General features: G+C 62.9%; 22 protein-coding genes and 2 pseudogenes. 15 read left to right on the top strand and 9 right to left on the bottom strand.

The annotated features are described in order from the left end of the window. Positions 1–127: 127 nt before the first annotated feature. Together LQK81_RS26025 and LQK81_RS26020 are read left to right on the top strand one after the other, a co-directional pair. Complete coding sequence (locus LQK81_RS26025; RefSeq protein WP_230809301.1) at positions 128–733, top strand: plasmid partitioning protein RepB C-terminal domain-containing protein; 606 nt, start codon at positions 128–130, stop codon at positions 731–733. Beyond that, positions 733–1632 (top strand): plasmid partitioning protein RepB C-terminal domain-containing protein, encoded by a 900-nt coding sequence (locus LQK81_RS26020; RefSeq protein WP_035219763.1) that lies wholly within the window; start codon positions 733–735, stop codon positions 1630–1632. The genes LQK81_RS26025 and LQK81_RS26020 overlap by 1 nt, the downstream gene beginning before the upstream one ends. 459 nt (positions 1633–2091) lie before the next feature. Here LQK81_RS26020 and LQK81_RS26015 read toward each other — a convergent pair whose 3' ends face one another. Both LQK81_RS26015 and LQK81_RS26010 read right to left on the bottom strand, forming a co-directional pair. Further along, on the bottom strand, positions 2092–2316 hold the full coding sequence (locus tag LQK81_RS26015) for a hypothetical protein (RefSeq protein ID WP_035219765.1): 225 nt from the start codon (positions 2314–2316) through the stop codon (positions 2092–2094). Positions 2317–2352: 36 nt separating this feature from the next. Further along, positions 2353–2541, bottom strand: coding sequence for a hypothetical protein (locus LQK81_RS26010; RefSeq protein ID WP_035219767.1), 189 nt, complete (start codon positions 2539–2541; stop codon positions 2353–2355). Positions 2542–3075: 534 nt separating this feature from the next. On the opposite strand from LQK81_RS26010, the gene LQK81_RS26005 reads away from it, so the two are divergent. From LQK81_RS26005 to LQK81_RS25965, 9 genes are all read left to right on the top strand, one after another. Beyond that, positions 3076–3429, top strand: a complete 354-nt coding sequence (locus LQK81_RS26005) for an ArsR/SmtB family transcription factor (protein WP_160788093.1) — start codon at positions 3076–3078, stop codon at positions 3427–3429. Continuing rightward, the gene (locus LQK81_RS26000) at positions 3426–3842 is read left to right on the top strand and encodes a GNAT family N-acetyltransferase (protein ID WP_229341985.1); all 417 of its coding nucleotides are present in this window, start codon (positions 3426–3428) and stop codon (positions 3840–3842) included. The genes LQK81_RS26005 and LQK81_RS26000 overlap by 4 nt, the downstream gene beginning before the upstream one ends. A 38-nt stretch (positions 3843–3880) precedes the next feature. Next, positions 3881–4408 (top strand): arsenate reductase ArsC, encoded by a 528-nt coding sequence (locus LQK81_RS25995; protein ID WP_230809300.1) that lies wholly within the window; start codon positions 3881–3883, stop codon positions 4406–4408. Next, positions 4408–5466, top strand: a complete 1059-nt coding sequence (gene arsB, locus LQK81_RS25990; RefSeq protein WP_230809299.1) for an ACR3 family arsenite efflux transporter — start codon at positions 4408–4410, stop codon at positions 5464–5466. The genes LQK81_RS25995 and arsB overlap by 1 nt, the downstream gene beginning before the upstream one ends. Before the next feature lie 2 nt (positions 5467–5468). Then, complete coding sequence (gene arsC / locus LQK81_RS25985) at positions 5469–5891, top strand: arsenate reductase (glutaredoxin) (protein WP_035219779.1); 423 nt, start codon at positions 5469–5471, stop codon at positions 5889–5891. Beyond that, positions 5866–6594, top strand: coding sequence for an arsenical resistance protein ArsH (gene arsH, locus LQK81_RS25980; protein WP_330166580.1), 729 nt, complete (start codon positions 5866–5868; stop codon positions 6592–6594). The genes arsC and arsH overlap by 26 nt, the downstream gene beginning before the upstream one ends. A 386-nt stretch (positions 6595–6980) precedes the next feature. Beyond that, the gene (locus tag LQK81_RS25975) at positions 6981–7910 is read left to right on the top strand and encodes a bifunctional enoyl-CoA hydratase/phosphate acetyltransferase (protein WP_035219781.1); all 930 of its coding nucleotides are present in this window, start codon (positions 6981–6983) and stop codon (positions 7908–7910) included. After that, positions 7907–9022, top strand: a complete 1116-nt coding sequence (locus LQK81_RS25970; protein WP_230809298.1) for an acetate/propionate family kinase — start codon at positions 7907–7909, stop codon at positions 9020–9022. The genes LQK81_RS25975 and LQK81_RS25970 overlap by 4 nt, the downstream gene beginning before the upstream one ends. A gap of 109 nt (positions 9023–9131) precedes the next feature. Next, positions 9132–9857: a universal stress protein gene (locus LQK81_RS25965; RefSeq protein ID WP_035219786.1), complete on the top strand. Its 726-nt coding sequence runs from the start codon at positions 9132–9134 to the stop codon at positions 9855–9857. 21 nt (positions 9858–9878) lie between these two features. On the opposite strand, the pseudogene LQK81_RS25960 reads toward LQK81_RS25965, so the two are convergent. From LQK81_RS25960 to LQK81_RS25945, 4 genes and pseudogenes are all read right to left on the bottom strand, one after another. After that, positions 9879–11628 (bottom strand): annotated as a pseudogene (locus LQK81_RS25960) (heavy metal translocating P-type ATPase). Next, a pseudogene (locus tag LQK81_RS25955) lies at positions 11568–11759 on the bottom strand (VIT1/CCC1 transporter family protein); the annotation flags it as partial. The pseudogenes LQK81_RS25960 and LQK81_RS25955, both read right to left, overlap by 61 nt. Before the next feature lie 95 nt (positions 11760–11854). Then, positions 11855–12406: a cytochrome b/b6 domain-containing protein gene (locus LQK81_RS25950; protein WP_230809297.1), complete on the bottom strand. Its 552-nt coding sequence runs from the start codon at positions 12404–12406 to the stop codon at positions 11855–11857. Next, positions 12406–12684: a PepSY domain-containing protein gene (locus LQK81_RS25945; protein ID WP_035219788.1), complete on the bottom strand. Its 279-nt coding sequence runs from the start codon at positions 12682–12684 to the stop codon at positions 12406–12408. The genes LQK81_RS25950 and LQK81_RS25945 overlap by 1 nt, the downstream gene beginning before the upstream one ends. Before the next feature lie 129 nt (positions 12685–12813). Between LQK81_RS25945 and LQK81_RS25940 the strand changes: the two genes are divergently transcribed. The 4 genes from LQK81_RS25940 to LQK81_RS25925 all read left to right on the top strand — a co-directional run bounded on the left by LQK81_RS25940 (position 12814) and on the right by LQK81_RS25925 (position 15973). Continuing rightward, positions 12814–13146: a PepSY domain-containing protein gene (locus LQK81_RS25940; protein ID WP_035219790.1), complete on the top strand. Its 333-nt coding sequence runs from the start codon at positions 12814–12816 to the stop codon at positions 13144–13146. Continuing rightward, positions 13146–13805, top strand: a complete 660-nt coding sequence (locus tag LQK81_RS25935) for a response regulator transcription factor (RefSeq protein ID WP_117371557.1) — start codon at positions 13146–13148, stop codon at positions 13803–13805. The genes LQK81_RS25940 and LQK81_RS25935 overlap by 1 nt, the downstream gene beginning before the upstream one ends. Beyond that, complete coding sequence (locus LQK81_RS25930) at positions 13802–15166, top strand: sensor histidine kinase (RefSeq protein WP_035219791.1); 1365 nt, start codon at positions 13802–13804, stop codon at positions 15164–15166. The genes LQK81_RS25935 and LQK81_RS25930 overlap by 4 nt, the downstream gene beginning before the upstream one ends. A gap of 120 nt (positions 15167–15286) precedes the next feature. Then, on the top strand, positions 15287–15973 hold the full coding sequence (locus LQK81_RS25925) for a YoaK family protein (RefSeq protein WP_035219792.1): 687 nt from the start codon (positions 15287–15289) through the stop codon (positions 15971–15973). 211 nt (positions 15974–16184) lie between these two features. On the opposite strand, the gene LQK81_RS25920 is transcribed toward LQK81_RS25925, so the two are convergent. The 3 genes from LQK81_RS25920 to LQK81_RS25910 form a co-directional block, all read right to left on the bottom strand. Continuing rightward, a complete protein-coding gene (locus LQK81_RS25920; protein ID WP_230809296.1) occupies positions 16185–16568 on the bottom strand; it encodes a hypothetical protein in 384 nt (127 codons plus the stop codon). Between the two features lie 398 nt (positions 16569–16966). Continuing rightward, on the bottom strand, positions 16967–17989 hold the full coding sequence (locus LQK81_RS25915; protein WP_023513010.1) for an FAD:protein FMN transferase: 1023 nt from the start codon (positions 17987–17989) through the stop codon (positions 16967–16969). Then, the gene (locus tag LQK81_RS25910; RefSeq protein ID WP_023513011.1) at positions 17970–20177 is read right to left on the bottom strand and encodes a PepSY domain-containing protein; all 2208 of its coding nucleotides are present in this window, start codon (positions 20175–20177) and stop codon (positions 17970–17972) included. The genes LQK81_RS25915 and LQK81_RS25910 overlap by 20 nt, the downstream gene beginning before the upstream one ends. Positions 20178–20188: the final 11 nt, after the last annotated feature.

Below are 20188 nucleotides of genomic sequence, written 5' to 3'. Positions count from 1 at the left end.
AAGCATCCAAATAAAAAGCCTCCGATGAAACCGGAGGCTGTTGTAACCCCATCGCAGATGGGGGTCCCGTTTGGACGCCGATCACCCCATGTGCGGGGTCCTTATTCCATGCCGAAACACATATCTGATGAGTCTCGTCGAAAACCTGGCCCGCCGGCAGCACTCCAGCCAGGATCTCCTGAACGCCGTTCAGGTGCTTTCAGACCGGGGATACACCAATGTGCAGATAGGCCAGAAAACCGGGCTGGATCCGAGCTACATCCAGGGAATCCTCCAGTTGCTGCGAGCAGGAGAAGAGCGCCTCATAACCGCCGTTGAAAAAGGATGGCTGCCGCTTTCCCTGGCCGTCGAAATCGCTCGATCCAGCGAGGCCGACGTCCAGATCGCTATGATGGAAGCCTACGAAACTGGAACTCTAAAGGGGGACCAGCTTCTGAAAGTCCGGCGGCTGATCGATAAACGCAAGGCGTTCGGTCAAAAATACCAAAAGGTGATTCAGCGCAACGAGAAGCCCATGACGGCAGCAAGACTCGCGCAGACCTTCCAGGAGGAAGTTCGGCGCCAGCGCCTCGCCATCCAGAAAGCGGATGTAGCGGAGCAGCGGTTGCTCTTTGTCGTCTCCGCCATGCGCAAGCTGCATTCGGAGGAGCATTTTCGGACGCTGTTGCGAGCGGAGGGGATCGTCGATATGCCCAAGCCGCTCGCCGATCGTCTTTCCGGAGGGAAAAACTGATGAGCCGCTCCACCTTCGAACAGCATACCATTACGGTACTTGTAAACGACATTCTGCCGACGCGCACATTGTCACCCAGTCTGCGGTACTCCTCAAAGTTCAAGACGATTCTCGCGTCGATACAGGAAGTTGGCATCATAGAGCCGCTGGCGGTGTTTCCCGAAAAGGGCGGGAAAGATGGGGGCAGAAAATACATTCTTCTCGACGGCCATGTGCGGCTCGAATGCCTGAAGGTTCTTGGCGCCACGCATGCCGTTTGTCTTCTTTCGAAAGACGACGAAGGCTTCACGTTCAACCGGCAGGTCAATCGGCTGAGTGCTGTGCAGGAGCACCGCATGATCATGCAGGCAATAGCCAAAAAGGTTCCTGCGGAACGCATAGCCAAAGCCCTGAGCGTCAATGTGGAGCGTATCCGCGAACGCCAGCGCATGCTGGACGGTATCGCGCCCGAGGTGGTGGAATTGCTAAAGGACAGGCTGGCGGCGCGCGGCGTGTTCCCTATCCTGCGCAAGATGAAGCCAATGAGGCAGATCGAAGCCGCCGAAATGATGATCGCGGCAAATCGCTTTACAATCACCTATGCCACTATGATCCTCTCGGCGACACGCCCTGATCTTCTTCTGGAGCCGAAGAAGCCTAAGCCGATAGAGGCCTCTGCGGAAGACATTGCCCGCATGGAGCGGGAGATGGAAAGGCTCTATCACGACTATCGAACCGTTCAGGATACGCTTGGCGACACGATGCTCGTCCTCGTCGTTGCCAAAGGTTACGTTTCCCGCCTGCTAAGAAATGACGCCGTTGTGGACTATCTCCTGCGATACCATGCCGATTTGGCGGGAGAGCTCGAAAAGGTCATGGAAGCGATCAAGGCGGACGCCATGTCCTTCGAAAGAGAATGACTGCTTGAAAACATCTTCTTTCGCGGGGTTTGCTGAACTGTTTCAGATCAAAGACGGCACAACTATCAGGCACCCTGGATGGCGAGGGCATGCACGCTAGTCGGACAAACACTCATGCCCTCGCCAGCGCCCTGCCTCGACGATGACGAAATCGCCATCCGTGAAAGGTGTGCGTGGAGCTGCTCCTGAACGGCGCGGCAAGCCAGTCATGACTGCGGTTCTCCTTAGGGGCAGCAATGATCGGCCACCATTGTTTTGGCCGGAGAGTGTCGACGCGCCGCCCACAGAAACAGTGAACGATGATATCGGCGATGCCTTCGTATCGGTCGGCTGTGTCTCAGGCCCTCTGCTCTTTCGTGCAGGAAATGCTCTCGGTTTTTTCATGGCACCCCCTACCGACACACCGGCCGTAGTACACGTAGTACAATAGACACCGTTGAGCACGCCCGCTTAGCGCGCCTAGCTGCGCTTTCTCAGCGGCATCCTGACGATTTCTGCAGACAGAATATCCGGTTTCATCTTGTCACCGGGTGCGCCGTCGATCTCCTCACAGGTGATCGCTTTCCTCATTTGCTCGACCCCAGACCAAGTCGGTGGCGGCGTGAATATCCCGAGCAATTCCGCACGCAGGCCGTCACCGCGTTGCGTGGTGATGGAATGCAGGCTTTGCAGTAAGGTCACCATGGTTCTTCCCTCCGTTGCCATTCGACGTCCGCCTCTTCAGACTGCGTTGATGTGTCTCAGCGCTGTAGAGTGCCCCCAGATGCGATAGCGCGACGGGTCGCCCTTTGGATCGTCGAGGGGATCAACGTCCGGAAACAGCTCGCGCTCCAGCAAGGTCTGCTCGATCCTCTCTGGGTTCAGAATGCGCTCGAGATCATCTAGCTGCGACGCGGCCCACTCGACCATTCGCCTCAACGCGGGACGCGACTTTTCATCCGCTGGGCTGTTGTAGGCGCTGATCCAGCGCTTCAGTTCGTCTGATCCGCGTTATGCATCGACGAGTTGCCCGAGCAGCGCCAACCGCTGACTCTCTCGCTGGCGGCGTGCCGCCGCCAATTGCTGCCGGCGGCCGAGACCCTGCGGATCGAAGATGTCTGGATCGGCCATTTGCAACTCCATCGGCACTATTGCCGACAACAATACGACTGCCGAACAGACGTGCGCCCTCCGAATATTGCTTTCAAATCGAAAACAGCCAGATGGCAAAACCGATGGCTCTTATTTCGATTTGAAAGCAAGGACCGGAGAGAGACGCACCGCATCGACTTCTATGTTCGACCGACGCCGAACCTGGAAGGAAAAGACGATGCGTGAGACTATTCGCTTTGCATGGGGGATCAGCTCCCTTGGCGACTTTGTGGTCGCCATGTCCGAGAAGGGTACACGACGTTAATCTCCGCCCGCGATTGACAATCTCAATATATCCGATAATCTGGATATATGGATAACAACACAGCAATTGCGGCGCTCGGCGCCTTGGCACAGACCACGCGACTGGAGACCTTCCGCCTTCTTGTCCGGCACGAACCCGACGGCATCCCGGCCGGTGAGCTCGCCCGCCTCATCGACGTACCGCAAAACACCATGTCGGCGCATCTCGCAACGCTTTCGCGGGCAGGCTTGGTGACGAGCGAGCGGCAGAGGCGGTCGATCATCTACCGGGCAAACCTCAACGGCCTGCGTGAGCTGACGCTATTCCTCCTGAAAGACTGCTGTGGCGGATCGACGGAGCTTTGCGCCCCGCTCATCGCCGAGTTGACGCCCTGCTGCGCCCCGGAGGCGAAGCTGTCATGAGCGCGATCAGGTTGGAGCGGATTGAGGGCAACGACGCTGACCTCAAGGCAGCCTTGACGGACGCGCATCTGCCAACTGATGACATCGAGGATCACGGCCGCACCTTCTTCAGGGCGCAGTCATCGGATGGCAGGGCTGTCGGTTTCATCGGTGTCGAGCGCTGCGGCGACGATTTTCTCCTCCGTTCGGTCGTCGTGCTTCCCGATCATCGAGGGCAAGGACTGGGGAGCGCTTTGGTCGAGCGGGCGGTGGCGGGTCTCGACCATGCCGGCGACGTCTTCCTTGCCACGACGAGTGCAGCACCGTTCTTCACGCGCATCGGATTTCTGAAGTCCAGCGGAACAGCGTTCCCGCAGCCGTGCTGGCGACCCGCCAGCTTTCCTCCATCTGCCCATCATCGGCGACCATCATGAGGCTTATCAAGCCGCCGACCTAACCACGGACCACGACCATGACCGATAAGACCTACAACGTGCTGTTCCTCTGCACGGGCAATTCCGCTCGTTCTATTCTCGCCGAATCCATCCTCAACAAGGAGGGCGGCGGACGATTCAAAGCCTTCTCCGCCGGCAGCCAGCCGAAGGGTGAGGTCAATCCGCATGCCCTGAAGGAACTGGAGGCGCTCGGCTATCCCTCGACGGGTTTCTCGTCGAAGAGCTGGGACGTGTTCGCAGAACCCGGCGCGCCGCAGATGGATTTCATCTTCACCGTCTGCGACAGCGCCGCCGGCGAAGCCTGCCCGGTCTGGATCAGCCATCCGATGACCGCCCATTGGGGTGTCGAGGACCCTGCCGCCGTCACGGGCTCGGACGTCGAGATCCAGCGTGCCTTCGCTCAGGCCGCACGTTTCCTCAAGAACCGGATCGCGGCCTTCGTCAACCTGCCGCTGGCCTCCATCGATCACATGGCGCTTGAGACGAAGCTTCGCCAGATCGGCGCGATGGAAGGCGCGACGTCGCCGCAGGGAAAGTCCGCCTGATGTCCACGTTCGAGCGCTATCTGACCATCTGGGTGTTCCTGTGCATCGTCGCCGGTATGGCCCTCGGCCATTTCATGCCCGGCCTCTTCCAGATCGTCGGCGCGACCGAGATCGCCAAGGTGAACATCCCCGTCGCGATCCTGATCTGGCTGATGATCATCCCGATGTTGCTGAAGATCGATTTCCGGTCTCTCGCGCAGGTTGGCACTTACTGGCGCGGCATCGGCGTCACGCTGATCATCAACTGGGCCGTCAAGCCGTTCTCCATGGCGCTGCTCGGCTGGCTGTTCATCGGCTGGCTATTCCGCCCCTACCTGCCTGCCGACCAGATCGACTCCTATATTGCCGGCCTGATCATCCTGGCCGCGGCGCCCTGCACGGCCATGGTGTTCGTCTGGAGCAACCTGACGCGCGGTGAGCCGCTGTTCACGCTGTCGCAGGTGGCGTTGAACGATGCCATCATGGTCGTCGCCTTCGCGCCGACTGTCGGCCTGCTGCTCGGCCTCTCCGCCATCACCGTGCCGTGGGATACGCTCGTTCTTTCCGTCGCCCTCTATATCGTCGTGCCCGTTATTATCGCGCAGATCATCCGCCGCCGGCTCACGGTTGACGGTACGACGCGGGCACTGGACGGCGTGCTTGCAAGATTGCAGCCGGTCTCGCTGGTGGCGCTGCTCGCGACGCTGGTTCTGCTCTTCGCCTTCCAGGGCGAGCAGATCATCGCCCAGCCCGCCGTCATCGGCTTGCTCGCCGTGCCGATCCTGATCCAAGTCTATTTGAACTCCGGGCTCGCTTATCTGCTCAATCGGATGACCGGCGAGCGGCATTGCGTTGCCGGGCCATCGGCTCTGATCGGCGCCAGCAATTTCTTCGAACTCGCGGTTGCCGCCGCCATCAGCCTGTTCGGCTTCCAGTCCGGCGCGGCACTCGCCACCGTCGTCGGCGTTCTCATCGAGGTTCCGGTCATGCTCTCGGTCGTCTGGATCGTGAACCGTTCGAAGGACTGGTACGAGGCCGCCCCCGCTGTTTCCAGAACCACCGCCACCGAAAAGCACTGACCATGGACGCGACCATCTATCACAACCCCGCCTGCGGGACGTCCCGCAACACGCTGGCGCTGATCCGCGCTGCCGGCATCGAACCTGTTGTCATCGAGTATTTGCAGCAGCCGCCGACGCGCGAGCAGCTTGCGACGATGATCGCGGACGCTGGCTTGAACGTTCGGGAAGCTATTCGCGAGAAAGGCACGCCTTATGCCGAACTCGGTCTGGACAACCCAGACCTGACTGACGAGCAGTTGCTCGACGCGATGATCGCAACGCCGATCCTGATCAATCGCCCCTTCGTCGTGACACCGCTCGGCACCCGGCTCGCCCGCCCGTCTGAAGCGGTACTCGACATTCTGCCCGACACCTTCAAGGAGCCGTTCTTCAAGGAGGACGGTGAACAGGTTCTCGATCAGGAAGGAAAGCGCATTGCCTGACACATTTCCCGCATTGCAGGGCGATCACCTGCACTCGACCGATCTCGACGCCCTGCGTCCGGCATTCTCGACGCACAGGCCGCGCATCCTGATCCTCTACGGTTCGTTGCGCGAGATATCCTATAGCCGCCTGCTCGCATTCGAGGCCCGCCGGCTGCTCGAACGGCTCGGATGTGAGGTTCGCATGTTTGACCCAAGGGGTCTGCCGCTGCCTGACGAAGCGCCGGTAAGTCATCCGAAAGTGCAAGAATTGCGCGATCTTTCGCAATGGTCGGAAGGGCAGGTCTGGGTGAGCCCGGAACGCCATGGCGCGATGACCGGCATCATGAAGTCCCAGATCGACTGGATTCCACTCTCGGTCGGATCGATCCGGCCGACGCAGGGCAAAACCCTCGCCGTCATGGAGGTCTCGGGCGGCAGCCAGTCCTTCAATGCCGTGAACCAGATGCGCATTCTCGGCCGCTGGATGCGGATGGTCACCATCCCGAACCAATCCTCGGTCGCCAAAGCCTATCAGGAGTTCGACGCCGATGGCCGGATGAAGCCCTCGTCCTACTACGACCGGGTGGTGGATGTCTGTGAGGAGCTGGTGAAGTTCACCGTCCTCACGCGCGACGCCTCCGCCTACCTCACCGACCGCTACAGTGAGCGCAAGGAACAGGCGGCCGAGCTTGAGAAGCGTGTATCGTTGCGGTCGATTTGAAGGGCTTCGCTCATGTCGGATGCGCGAACGTCATGCCTCGTGCCACAGCCAGAATGCTGACCGAAGCCTGCGCTTGCAAAACTTGACGTTGGAATCCGTCGATCGGGAGACGCAAGTGCCATCACATACATGCCGGTGTGCCCGCCGACCAACAGCCGTTGCGGTCAATACGGCCCGTTAGCCCCCACCAACGGAACCATCAAAATCCAAGCGCCCATGGTTGCAATCGCTTCTTATCCAGAGCCCGGGCACGGTTCATCCGCCAAATACCAGAATGGCGCGGCGCGACAGGGGTAGAACACCTCTTGCCTCCATTGGGACCATCGTGAAGATTACCGTTCCTACGCAGGGTTTGCTCTTTCCATAGAGTTCCAGGGAAACATTCCATGAGCCGACAGACAGATGCGATCCTCACCCTTTGCCGTGCGCTGCCGCCCACCCGTATCGCGATCGTGCATCCGGTAAAGGCCAATGTCATTGCCGCCAGCTTCGAGGCGGTGCAGGAAGATCTGGTAACGCCGGTGCTCATCGGCCCGGCGGCGCGGATAACCGACGCGGCCAGAGAGGCCGGGGTCGATATCGCGGGGTGGGAGATCGTCGATACCGAGCACAGCCATGCGGCGGCGGCCAAGGCGGCGGAACTGGCCGCGAGCGGCCATGTGGGTGCCATCATGAAGGGTTCGCTGCATACGAACGAGCTTCTGGGCGAGATCGTGAAGGCCGGCGCGGGGCTGCGCACGGAGCGGCGCATCTCGCACTGCTACCTCATGAGCATCGCATCCTATCCGAAACCGTTCATGATCACCGATGCCGCCGTCAACATCCTGCCCGATCTCGCGGTGAAGGCGGATATCGTCCAGAACGCGGTCGATCTCTGGCGCGTGGTGTTCGGCGAGGCGCGCGCGCCGAAGGTCGCCGCTCTCGCGGCGGTGGAAACGGTCAATCCCAAGATGCAGGCGACCCTCGACGCCGCAGCACTCTGCAAGATGGCGGACCGCCGGCAGATCACCGGCTGCCTGATCGACGGGCCGCTTGCCTTCGACAATGCGATCAGCCCGCAGGCAGCACGGGAGAAGGGCATAGAATCGGCCGTCGCCGGCGATGCTGACATCCTTCTCGTTCCCGATATCGAGGCCGGCAACATGCTGGCGAAGCAGCTCACGTTTCTTGGCAGCGCTGAGGCGGCCGGCATCGTGCTGGGCGCCCGCGTCCCCATCGTTCTGACAAGCCGGGCCGACGACCAGCGCACGCGCCTCCTGTCCTGCGCGCTTGCCTGCCTCCTCGCGGATGCCCGCGCCAAGGGCCGCATCAAATGACTGACGTCCTGCTCGTTCTCAATACCGGTTCGTCGAGCCTGAAATTCGAAGTTTTCGGCTATGAGGCACTCGACAAGCTCGCCAAGGGCAAGGTCACCGGCATCGGCACCGAGGCCAGGCTGAGCGCGACGGTCGTGGCAAGCGATGTCCATGTCGACAGGGCGCTTGCAGCGAACGACCACGAGACCGCCATGGCCGCGGTGATCGACCTCATCGACCGATACGACGACGCATGGCGCATGGTGGCGACGGTACACCGGATCGTGCATGGCGGCGCCGATTTCGTCGCGCCTGTCGTCGTCACGCCCGGGATTCTCGATCGGCTTGCGGCGCTGGCGCCCCTCGCGCCATTGCACCAGCCCTACAATCTCGCGGGCATCGCGGCGTCGGACCGCCTGTCGGACGCCCCGGACATCGCCTGTTTCGATACCGCCTTCCACGCCGGCCATGCACCGCTCTTCCAGGTCTTCGCCGTCGATGCGACGCTGCGGGATCGGCGCATCCGCCGCTACGGATTCCACGGCCTGTCCTACGAGTGGATTGCCCGCGTGCTCGCAAGTGAACACCCCGATCTTGCGCGCGGCCGGGTCGTGGTCGGGCATCTCGGCAATGGCGCAAGCCTGTGTGCCCTGAAGGACGGCGCAAGCGTCGACACGACCATGGGCATGACCGCGCTCGACGGTCTGCCGATGGGGAGCCGCACCGGTGCGATCGATCCCGGCGCGGTCACCTACATGCTGCGCAATCTCGGCATGGGCATCGACGATGTGGAACATGCGCTCTACGAGCGCTCCGGCCTGAAGGGCCTGTCCGGCCTCAGCAACGACGTGAAGGCCCTGCTCGAAAGCGCGGATCCGCGCGCCGGCTTCGCCCTCGACTATTTTGCCCTGAAGGTAGCGCAGTTCGCGGCCATGATGGCAGTGTCCATGGGTGGACTCGACGCCGTCGTCTTCACGGGGGGCGTCGGGGAAAATGCGGGACCGGTTCGCGATGCGATCCTCGCCCGGCTGGAATTCCTGCGGCCGTTCCGGACCTTGATCGTCCCGGCGAACGAGGAACGCATGCTTGCGATCCACGGCAAGGCATTGCTGGAGGCAGGACGGGGCGGCTGATCCGGTCCTCGATGGCGAGGCCCCGCGCAACACTTGACCAGGATCAATATATGCCGCGTTATCGGCGCTATGCTTCCGACCGCTTGCCTGGAACGGAAGGAATGTACGCGTGTTTTATCAATCCATTCTCGTCAATCTCGATATCGAGCGGCCGGTCGAGCCGATCACGGAGGCCGCGGTCGATCTGGCGTCTCGCTCGGGTGCTCGGCTCATAGGGCTTTGCGCCGCCGGAACGCTCGCAGAGCGCATGGAGGAGGCTCGCGCCACGTTCCTCCATCTGGCGGCAAACAGGATCGAGGCGGAATGGCGCGGCGAAACGATGGCGCCGACCGACGCGGTCGTGGCGGCCGCCCGTGTCGCCGATCTGGTGCTGATGGCGGCCGGAGACCGCGCGGACCCGGCGACCGTCGTCCTGCGTGCCGGCCGGCCTCTTCTGGTGGTCGGGAGCGACTGCGACACGATTGCGACACGAAAGATCGTCATCGGCTGGAAGGACACCCGCGAGGCCCGCCGCGCGATTGCGGATGCGCTTCCCCTGCTCTCGGTCGCCTATGACGTCGCCGTCGTCTCCGTTTCCCCGGAGCCCGCGCCGGCCGAGAGGCAGAGCCTCTCCGATATCGTTTCCTATCTCGCCCGGCACAATGTGAAGGCCAGGCCGCAGATGATCAAAAGCGCCGACGAAACGATCGGCTTTCTGCAATTCGTCGACGAAAGCGACGCCGATATCGTCGTCACCGGCGCCTATGGTCATAGCCGCCTGCGGGAATGGGTGTTCGGCGGAATCACGGGCCTGCTTCTCGAAGAGAACACGCGCACCCGCTTTCTTTCCTGTTGATCCGCGGAACGCGACCGGCGCCTACACCGGCGTGTCGGCCGACGACGTGGCCGCAACCGGTGGCGACGTCTCCAACCCATCCTCCGGCGCACGGACGGATGCGGCCCTGTCCACTGGCCGCCGGATCGGATCCGACAACAGCGGAAGCCGTTGAGGACCACGAGCACGGTCCCGCCTTCATGTCCGACCACCGCCAGCGGCAGAGGCAGAGGCAGAGGCAGATCGAAGAACAACCCGCCCGTTACCAGCACCAGCATGGCGCCGATCGCGACGACGAGGTTCTGCCGGATGATCGCGGCGGTCCGGCGCGCCAGATGCTGCGCATCGGCCAGCTTCTTCATGTCTTCCGACAAGAGGGCGACATCGGCGGCCTGAAGGGCGACCTCCGAGCCGGCCGCGCCCATGGCGATGCCGACATCGGCGCGGGCAAGAGCGGCCGCGTCATTGACACCGTCGCCGACGAAGGCCACGGTGCCGCCACCCGCCAGTTCCCCCACATGACGCACCTTGTCTTGCGGCAGCATTTCGGCATGAATCTCGTCGGGAGCAAGGCCGAGCAGCGCGCCGATCCGCAAGGCCACCGGCCGGCGGTCTCCGGTCATCATGACGATGCGGCACACGCCGCCGGCCCGCAGCGCGGCGAGCGCCGGGGCCGAGCTCGCCCTCGCCTCGTCCGCCACGCCGACGGCGCCGAGAACGGTCGGTCCACGTCCCAGATAGACGACGGTCTCGGCGCTGTCGGTCAGTTCCCGAAGCCGGGCGTGGTCGACGGACGCCCCCATGTCCCGAACGAGATGAAGATTGCCGGCCCAGAGGACACCAAGCGCATCCGACCCGACGATCCCTGCGCTTGGGCGCGCGCTGACATCCACGACATGCGCCGGCGCGATGCCACGTGCAGCCGCCTCCCGGCGTATGGCCGCCGCGACATGATGCTCGGAATGGGCTTCGAGCCCGGCGAGCAACGACAGGAAGCCGCATTCGTCCGCGTCCAGCGCGACGATCCGCGTCACGGCCGCCCGGCCGTTGGTGAGGGTGCCGGTCTTGTCGAAGGCGAAGATATCGACGGCGGCCAGTGTTTCGAGCGCGCCGCCGAGAGCGCAGACAGGATCGCTGCAGGCACCGATATGACGATCGCACAGGGGCTGGCCGCGACCAGCAGCGTCGCGGCCCGATAGAGCGCCTGCTCCCAATCGCGCTCCACCCCGTAGAAAACGGCGAAGGCTAGAGCGGCGCCGAGGAGCACCGCGACGATATAGCGCTGTCCGAACCAGGCGCTGAAACGCTCGGAGGGGGCCTTGGCCTCCTGGGCTTCCGTGACCAGCCGGATCATGCGGGCGATCGTGCTGTCGCCGATCGTTCTTGCGACCGCCACTTCCAGAATGCCGTCCAGATTGACGGTGGCCTCGAACACCTGCTGGCCCGGCTCTTTGGAAACGGGCATGGATTCACCGGTGATATTGGCCTCGTCGATACCGCCGCGTCCCTGCAGGATGACGCCATCGGCCGGCACGCGGGCGCCGGGCCGCAGGATCACGACATCCCCGACGACAAGCTCCGCTGCGGGAACCTCCAGCACCGAGCCATCGGCCTGCCAGCGGAACGCCGTTTCGGGACGAAGCGCCATCAGCGCCTCGACGGCGCGGCGCGCACGGCCGAGCGCCTGGTGCTCAAGCGTCGTCGACACGCTGAACAGCGTCAACAGCACCGCGCCATCGACATCGCGCCGGCCACCAGCCCGGCGACACCGGCGACGAGGATTTCCTGCGATGCAGCGGTCGCCGCCGCGACACCGACGATGAGGCTCGACGTCGAGATCAGCCCGTCATTGGCACCCAGCACCGCCGCGCGGAGCCAGCCGATACGTTCGATGAGTTGGCTTTCCCTGTGGACGGCGCGCATGGCATCTCCGATTTCAGCAGATCGGCTGTGGTTACACGACTTCAGGCAATGGATTTAGAATTATTCTAAATGTATGCCATAGAGACGGCAGCACATCAATCTTCGCGGCGCTTTCTTCCCGTCACCATGGCGCGAACGAGGTTTTCCCGGTGCTCGACGCTGGCTAGAACAACGCCGGCGATATGCAGGGCGACCAGCCCGATGGTCGAATAGACAAGGGCCTTATGGACATCCTCCACCCAGCCGACACCCCAATAGGCATCCGTGGTCATCATATAGCCGGTGGTCACGATGCCGGACACCGCCGCGAGCAACAGAACGACCATGGCGCCCCCCGCCGGATTGTGGCCGAGATACCGCTTGGCGCGGAAGGCGAGGCTGTCACGGAGGAACGCGAGAATCGTCGTAGGGGCATAGAAGAAATTGGCGAAGCGGGCGTGATGCGGCCCCAGCAGCCCCCAGACCAGGCGCAAGGCGATCAGCCCGGCGATGGCATAGCCGGAGAGGATATGGGCCTTCTTCCATTCGTCGCCGGTGACGAAGGAGAAAACGAAGAGGCAGACCAGCGACCAGTGAAAGACCCGCACGAGCGGGTCCCACACCTTGACGCTTTCCCCCGCCCCGCTGGTTCGGTAGAGTGGCGCCATCATTCCGCTCCTTCCGAGCCGACCGGCTCGCCGGTCTGCGGATTGAAGATCGTCTCGACCTTGGCGCCCTTGGCATCGATCGCATAGACTTCGTAGCAGCCGTTCTCGACCTTTATCCGCCGGACGTCGAGGCCCATCGCCTTGGCCTTGTCCTTCATGGCATCCTCGGTCATCCATTTGTCCTTCGGCACGTCGCAGCTCTTGCCCTCATCTTCGGCACGGGCCGCACCGGCGGCAAAAAGGCCGAGAAGGGCGGTTGCGAGAAGGATTGTCTTCATGGAATTTCTCCTTGTGGCCGGCCGGAGCACCCTGCCCCGACGCTGGACGCACCATAGGCAGCCGTGGCTGAGCGATGGCTGACGGGAAATGTCAGCAAAATTTCAGCCTCGCCGTGCTAGGCTTCGAACATGCGTGTGCTCTTCATGTCCGTCATCACCCTTTCCCTTGCCGGGCTCCTTTCGGCCGGCGCAATCGCTCATGCAGACGATGAGGGGGACGACGCGGACGGACGCACCCTCGACGCCGTTCAGGAGGCGGTCGAGAAGGGCGCGATCAAACCGTTTTCCGAGTTGCGCGACATCGTCAGCCGGCGTTTCCGGGGCGATATCGTCCGCGTGGAACCACGCCGGAAGCACGGGATCTTCCTCTACAAATTCAAGGTTCTGTCGCCCGAAGGGCAGCTCGTCGAAATAGAGATCGACGCAGCGAGCGGCACGATCCTCGAAGTCGAGAACGAATGATGCGCATCCTGCTCGTTGAAGACGACCGGCTGATCGCCCGCGATCTCATCGCCCATCTGGAGCGGGCGGGCTATGTCGTGGACCATGCCCGCGACGGCGAAGACGGCTGGTATCGCGGCGACAGCGAGGATTTCGCCGCCGCCATCCTCGATCTCGGCCTCCCCTCCATGGATGGCATGACGATCCTGAAACGCTGGCGCAAGGACGGGCGCCGCTTCCCCGTCCTCATCCTGACGGCGCGCGGCAATTGGGAAGAGCGCGTGGAAGGCATCGATGCCGGGGCGGACGACTATCTCGCCAAGCCCTTCCAGATCGCGGAAGTCCTCGCCCGCCTGCGCGCTATCCTGCGCCGCTATGCCGGCGAGCCGAGCCCCGTCCTCAGCGCCGGCGGCCTACACCTGGACCCGCGCGTCAAATCGGTGACGCTTGGGGACCGGCCGGTCGACCTGACGCCGCTCGAATATCGCTGCCTGCACCATCTGCTCCAGAACCGCGAGCGCCATGTCAGCCAGCAGGAACTGACCGAGCAGCTCTACGCCCAGGATTTCGACCGCGACAGCAATTCGGTGGAGGTGCTGATCGGCCGGCTGCGGCGCAAGCTGGGCAAGGCTTTCATCGAGACGCGCCGCGGCTACGGCTACCGGATCGCCGCCGCATGAGATGGCCAACCTCCATTCGCAGCCGCCTCCTGCTGATTTCCGCGTTGACCGTGAGCCTCGCGCTGACACTGACCGTCACCTTGCTGGTCTCGCTCTTCTCCAGCAACATCCGCAACCGCATCGATGCGGAGCTGACCAGCCATATCAACACGCTGGCCGGCGCGCTGTCCTTTGCCGCCGACGGCACGCTCCAGCGCCCGGAAAGCCCGCTCGACCAGCGCTTCGCCACGCCCTATGGCGGGCTTTACTGGCAGATCGTCGACGATGCGCGGGGGCAGACCGTCCGCTCGCTGTCGCTGTTCGACACGGCCCTTGCCCTGCCCATGGACAGGCACGCCGAGGGCGCGGTTCATCGCTACCTGCTGCCCGGCCCGGCCGGAAGTTCATTGATCGTCCTCGAGCGGCTCGTGCAGGTCGCTGCACCGGAGGGGAAACGCGCGCTGCGCATCGCGGTCGCCATCGACGCGCAAACGCTGGAGGAGGCCAGAGCCGCCTTCATCCGCGACATCCTGCCGGCCGTCGCCGGGCTCGGCGTCTTCCTCGTCGTCGCGTCGATCCTGCAGCTCACCCTCGGGCTGCGGCCGCTGGCGGCGCTGAACGAAGGGATCGTGCGCATCCGCGAGCGGCGTGCCAACCAGTTGACCGGCGCCTATCCCAGTGAATTCCAGAGCACCGTGGCGGCAGTCAATGCGCTTCTGGATACGCAGGAAGCGATGATGGGCAAGGCGAGGAAGCGCGCGGCCGACCTCGCCCACGGCCTGCGCACGCCGCTGACGGTGCTCTCGAACGATGTCCTCACTCTGCGCGACAAGGGTGAGGCGGCCATGGCGGACGAACTGGAGCACCTGGCGTCCGTCATGCGTAATCATGTGGAACGGGAACTGGCGCTTGCCCGCATCGCCGCCAGCGCGGACCTGCGCCGCTCGGACGCCGACGTAGCCATGATCGTCGGCGAACTTGTGCGCATCCTCAAGCGCTCCCCTTCCGGCGAGCGGCTGCGGTTCGAGATCGACGGCCCAAACACCGAGACCGTGCCCATGGACCCAGCCGACTTTCGCGAACTCATCGGCAACCTGCTCGAAAATGCCGTCAAATGGGCGACGGCCGAAATTCGCGTGCGCTGGAAGCGCAACGAAGACGGCCTGCGTCTGACGATCTCGGACGACGGTCCGGGCGTGCCGGAGCAAGAACTCGGCAATCTCACCCGCCGCGGCTGGCGTCTTGACATGGCATCCCCCGGCTCTGGCCTCGGTCTCTCCATCGTTCGTGAAATCGTCGATGTCTATCGCATCGGTTTTATGCTGCGGAACAGAAAGGCCGATAGCGGGCTGGAAGCCGAGCTTCTGTTCGCTCATACATGATGCAAACCGTCACGCAGATGGACGCCCCCCATCGACTCTCGCGCTTCGGCGTTGCATCCTGCCCTACAGAAACGACACGCGGTTCGTTCCCCACCGCATCCATAGCAATGTAAAATCGAAATGCTCATCCAAGAAGGCGACAAGAGGACTCCGGCAACAGACCTGATGCTGGCTTCAATTCTGGCGTTCGTCGCAGGCGGCGTGAACAGTGCCGGTTACCTTGGCTACCGCTATTTCTCAGCCAACATGACCGGCAATGTCTCGATGGCCTCCGATTTCCTCGCAGTCTCCCGGTCCGACCTGGCACTGGGATTCCTGACGATCGTCGTGATGTTCATCCTTGGTGCCTTCATCGCCTCGTGTCTCATCGAAGTCGGCAAGCGGCAGCTACGTCGTAACATCTACGCCCTCACATTGATCGTCGAAGCCGCGCTTCTGATGCTTGTCGGGCTTTTCATCACCCTGAGCGCACGCTCCCCGAATGGTGTGCTGGTGGTGGGCCTGTTGAGCCTGACCATGGGATTGCAGAATGCGGCATCGACGCGGATTTCCGGCAGTCGCGTAAGAACGACCCACGTTTCGGGTGTAGCAACCGATATCGGGGTGGGCATCGCCATGCTTCTGGGAAACAATTCCAGCTCCGACAGGCTGGCCATCGTGCTGCGCTTGAAACTCCACCTCGTCACGATTGTCTTCTTCGCACTCGGTGGCGTATTTGGCGTTCTTGGATACCAGCACCTCGGGGGATTATCCTTCTGCGCTTTGGCGATGCCTCTACTCCTGCTAAGCATCAGATATCTCCGGTAATGCAGATGGAGAAATGCTGCCCGCTCTGCCGGACGGCGCGCACTTGCAAATTGAGCAGACTGTCGGCTTTGAAGTGTCACAACTTTAGACTGAAGGACCATAATAAAGGCGCAAATATACCTCTACCCCAGCCGGATACCGGCCAGCACCGACACATCGCTATAGCAACCGTCGACTATCCCAAGAACACAATTCAAATCCGAATCTACTGTTATTCTGGCGCACGATCACCGTATTTGAGCAGCCCCTTCACCGCCTCGCCATCCAAAGCCTGCGCATCGAACAGCGCCGTGGTGAGCGCGTCGAGCTTGTCGCGGTTCTCACTGATGATTTCGACCGCCCTCGCAAATGCCCTTTCCAATCCCGCATGGATGCGGGCTGCGAGATCGGGATTACCGTCGAGCACGGCGGTCGGGTCCTTGTCATCGCGGTAGAGCAGCGGCTGAATCGCACCGAAGCCGAGGGAACGCTCCATGGCGAGCGCCATCTTCGTTGCCCTGGCGAGACCGCTTTCGTCCGAACCAGCGGACCCGGCGGACACCTTGCCGACCACGATCTGCTGGGCGGCGCGCCCCGCCATGAGCATGGCAAGCATGTCCTTACGGTACCCCAGCGTATCAGCATTTGCCTAAACCCGCAATCTTCCAACCTATCGGTCCCACCAATTGTGGGTTGCTATGATCCGGGCCGACTTCATGGCCTGAGTAAAGTCGTAGGAGCTACGGCGGTTAAGAAATTCCTACATTAAGCAACCTGTGATGAAATAAACAGCAGAGAGATCAGAAATTAAACTTGATAAATTTCAAAAGGTTAAGCGTGCAAATCCGCGCCTCTCACGTTCTGGCGCATTCTCCACATCAACTGTCGCGATATGAAATCTTGGGTTGAATGGAATTTGGAAGCCGATACGGGGTCCCGTTACAACGTCGATTGACAAGAATAGCTGGCCAAAGTCCAGCCACCACCAGGAGGCACGGCCATTTTCCGGTCCTGTCAGTCCGAATTGTGCGATTGCTTCAAACTTTGCCCATAAACCTCAGGAACCCTTCGACAGGTCTCCCGGCCTGCCGAAAAAAGAGGTCCTGTCGCTATCGGCCGGACTCCGCCCGAGGCGTCTCGCAGAAGAAACAGCACGTCTAGGCCAAGGTGCTGGGCAAGCTCGGTCCCGGACGTCGGACCGAGAACCGTCAACGCGGTCGCCCAGGCATCGGCTTCAGCGCAGGTTCGCGCGACGACCGTGACCGAAGCGGGCGACGACAGTAGCGGCGCACCGCGGCGCGGATTCATGGTGTGCGAGAGACGGCGACCGTTCACGACAGTCCAATGCCGGTAATCGCCAGAGGTGGCGACCGCAGCCTCCTGCAAGGCGAGGACGGAGTGCGGCGCTCGACGGGCCGCGTCGGGACCTTCTACGGCAATGTTCCACGGTTCACCATCGGGGCGCAGACCGAGCGCCCTCATCTCGCCGTCAATTCCCACGAGGCCGGAAGTTATGCCGAAGCGCCCGAGGATCGCGACCAGCCGGTCGACGCCATATCCCTTGGCAATGCCGTTGAGGTCGATCGTGATCGGCGCGCGCTTGCGCACCGCCGCGCGAACAGGATCGAGCTCGAGCGCCACATGGGCGGGTTGGCGCGATGTCGCGAGTGCCTTCCGGATCAGGGCCCGGTCGGCCGCTTGCGGGCCAAAACCCCAGGCAACGACCGCATCGCCCACGCCGATATCGAAAGCTCCGCCCGACGCACGGCCGATTTCGAGCGCAAGATGCAGAACGTCTGCCAGACGCGCCGGCACATCGATCCAGTCGCCGACGGGACCGGCGTTCAACCTCATCAGAGCGCTGTCGGGCTTCCAGGTGGACATCTGCGCGTCCACCTCGTCCATTTCCGCCTGAAGAGCGTGTCGAACCGGCTCCGGATCGAACCCTGCCTCCGTGTAGAACAGCGCGGACCAGCGCGTTCCCATGGTCGGTCCGTTGAGCGCGTGCCTCATCGGATCAGTAGACGTCTTCGACATAGCGTCCCTCCGCCTTGAGCAGGGCCGGCGTCAACCCTACCGGCGCGAGAATCTCGGCAAGCGCCGCCGAAACGCCGACGGCCATATCCCGCCCACCACAGACCATGATGCGCGCGCCGCTGCGGATCAGGGCTGCGATCTGGGCGGCATCCTCAAGAAGAGCGTGCTGGACATAGCGCGGCATCCGCCCGCGCGAGCAGGCCCCGACGAGCCGGTGAAGGCGCCCTTCGCGATGCCAGCGCGTCAGTTCGTCCTTGTAGAGGAAATCGCTGGCAGGATGACGCATTCCGAAGAACAGGTGGATCGGACGGCGACGCGCATTGGCGCGCACGAAGCCCGCCAGCGGCCCTATCCCTGTTCCAGCTCCGATCAGGATCAACGGTATCCTGCTCCTGCCGGCATGGAAGCCGGGATTGGTTCGGATGAATGCGCGAACGGCACATCCTGGCTCCAGATTGAAGAGCTGCCCGGAACAGAGCCCCGCCGGATGCTTCTTCACGACGATCTCGATGAAGCCATCGCGCCGTCCCGAAGCCAGCGAGTAGAACCGTGGAACGGACGAGCCCTCGGGCAGCACGCCGAGAAGATCGCCTGCCGAATATCGACCGAAGCCACGCCCGGCCAACCGATGCCAGAACGGGACTTTGGGCAGCACGAACCGCAGGATCACTGTCGGAGCTTGCACCTCCGCGCCGTATTCGCGTCGCGAAACGAGGGTCAATGGGGAGGCCGCCAGCAAGGCTGGCCGATGGACAAGCTCCAGCCCGATCCCTATTGCCTCGCCCAGCGATCGTCCCCAACGGGCAAAATCCTGCGGCGACTGCCGGTCGACGGTTTCGTATGGGATGAGCGTGCTCCACCCTCGCGCCTCGGCGGCCCTCGCAACGACCTGGGCAAAAGCGCAGTAGGCCGGGAAGCTGCGGTCACCGAAGCCGAGCACGGCGATCGGAATGGTTGGTTCTACCGGCAGGGTTTGCAGGCGATCGAGAAACCCCCGCGCCGAAGCGGGCGCATCGCCATCGCCATAGGTTGCCGCAAGAATGAGAACGCGCCGGGCATGCCGGTAGCGTTCAGGATCGAATGACGACATCGGCGCGGTGTGAACCGCCTGCCCGAGCTTCGTCAGCGCGGCGTGCAGTGTCGCAGCGAAGCTCCATGTGCTGCCGCTCTCGCTGCCGACAAGCAGGATCGTTTCCGCACGTCCAGCCGTTACATTGCCGTGAATCCGTGGCCGCCCGCGCCGACCCGCCAGCCACAGGATGAGGCCGGTGCCCGCCATCGCCGGCACGCCGAGCGCCATCATGCCGAGCACGAGGCCCAAGGTGGCCGCGCCTCGACCGGTATGCAGCATATAGATAGTCTCCGAGAGACGCTGCCATCCGGTCAGGTCGCTCCAGGCCAGCAGCACGCCGGTGCCCTGATCCAGATAGCCCGTGCCGCGATCCGTCTTCAGCGTGAAGACATCCGTCGCATCGGCCGGATCGGGAAACGCCAGGCTGCGCAGTTCGGTGACCGGTGTCCGTTTCAGCAGATCCATATGCGATGCGGCCATGCCGGTCCGGCCGCTCGCCTCGATGTGGGCGACGGGAGATGTGGCCGCGTCGGGAAGGAGATCGAATGTCGACGCCGTCATCCACAATGCGGTGGCCGAGGACAAGACGAGGCCTGCGACGGCGACGCGCGCGATCTCGACATGCAATCTTCCGGCGAGCGGCCCGCGTATCGGCGCGAACCATCGCCGCCAGCCGCCGGCCCTGCGGGCGACGAGCATAGTGCCGGACACAGCCAAGACCAGCATGGCGGCAGCGCCCACTGCCGCTGCGATACGCCCGCCGTCACCGAGAAAGAGCGACCGGTGCAGACCGGTAAGCCACTGCTCGACGGCATTCGGATCGCTGGAGGCGACACCCAGCCCTGTTGCGGGATCGATGATGGCGGCCTGAGGCGCCCCACCCTCAAACCAGTAGGCGGTGATCTTGCCGGAGGGCGCGCGACGTATCTGTTCTATTTGAGGGTGGATGGCGAGGATACGTCCGGCCAGCGTCCCGACGGAAAGCCCTGCCTCGGCCTGCGGGGCGGACAACCGTTCGGCGGCGGGAAACAGCGAGAGTGCTGCACCGCTAAGGCTCAAGACCAGCAGAAAAAGAGCGGCCAGAAGGCCTGGCCAGCGATGGATGACACGGATCATGTCGTCCACCG

It is taken from the genome of Rhizobium sp. GN54 (assembly GCF_021026345.1).
Taxonomy (GTDB): Bacteria; Pseudomonadota; Alphaproteobacteria; order Rhizobiales; family Rhizobiaceae; genus Mycoplana.
This window is presented reverse-complemented; position numbering and strand designations above follow the sequence as displayed.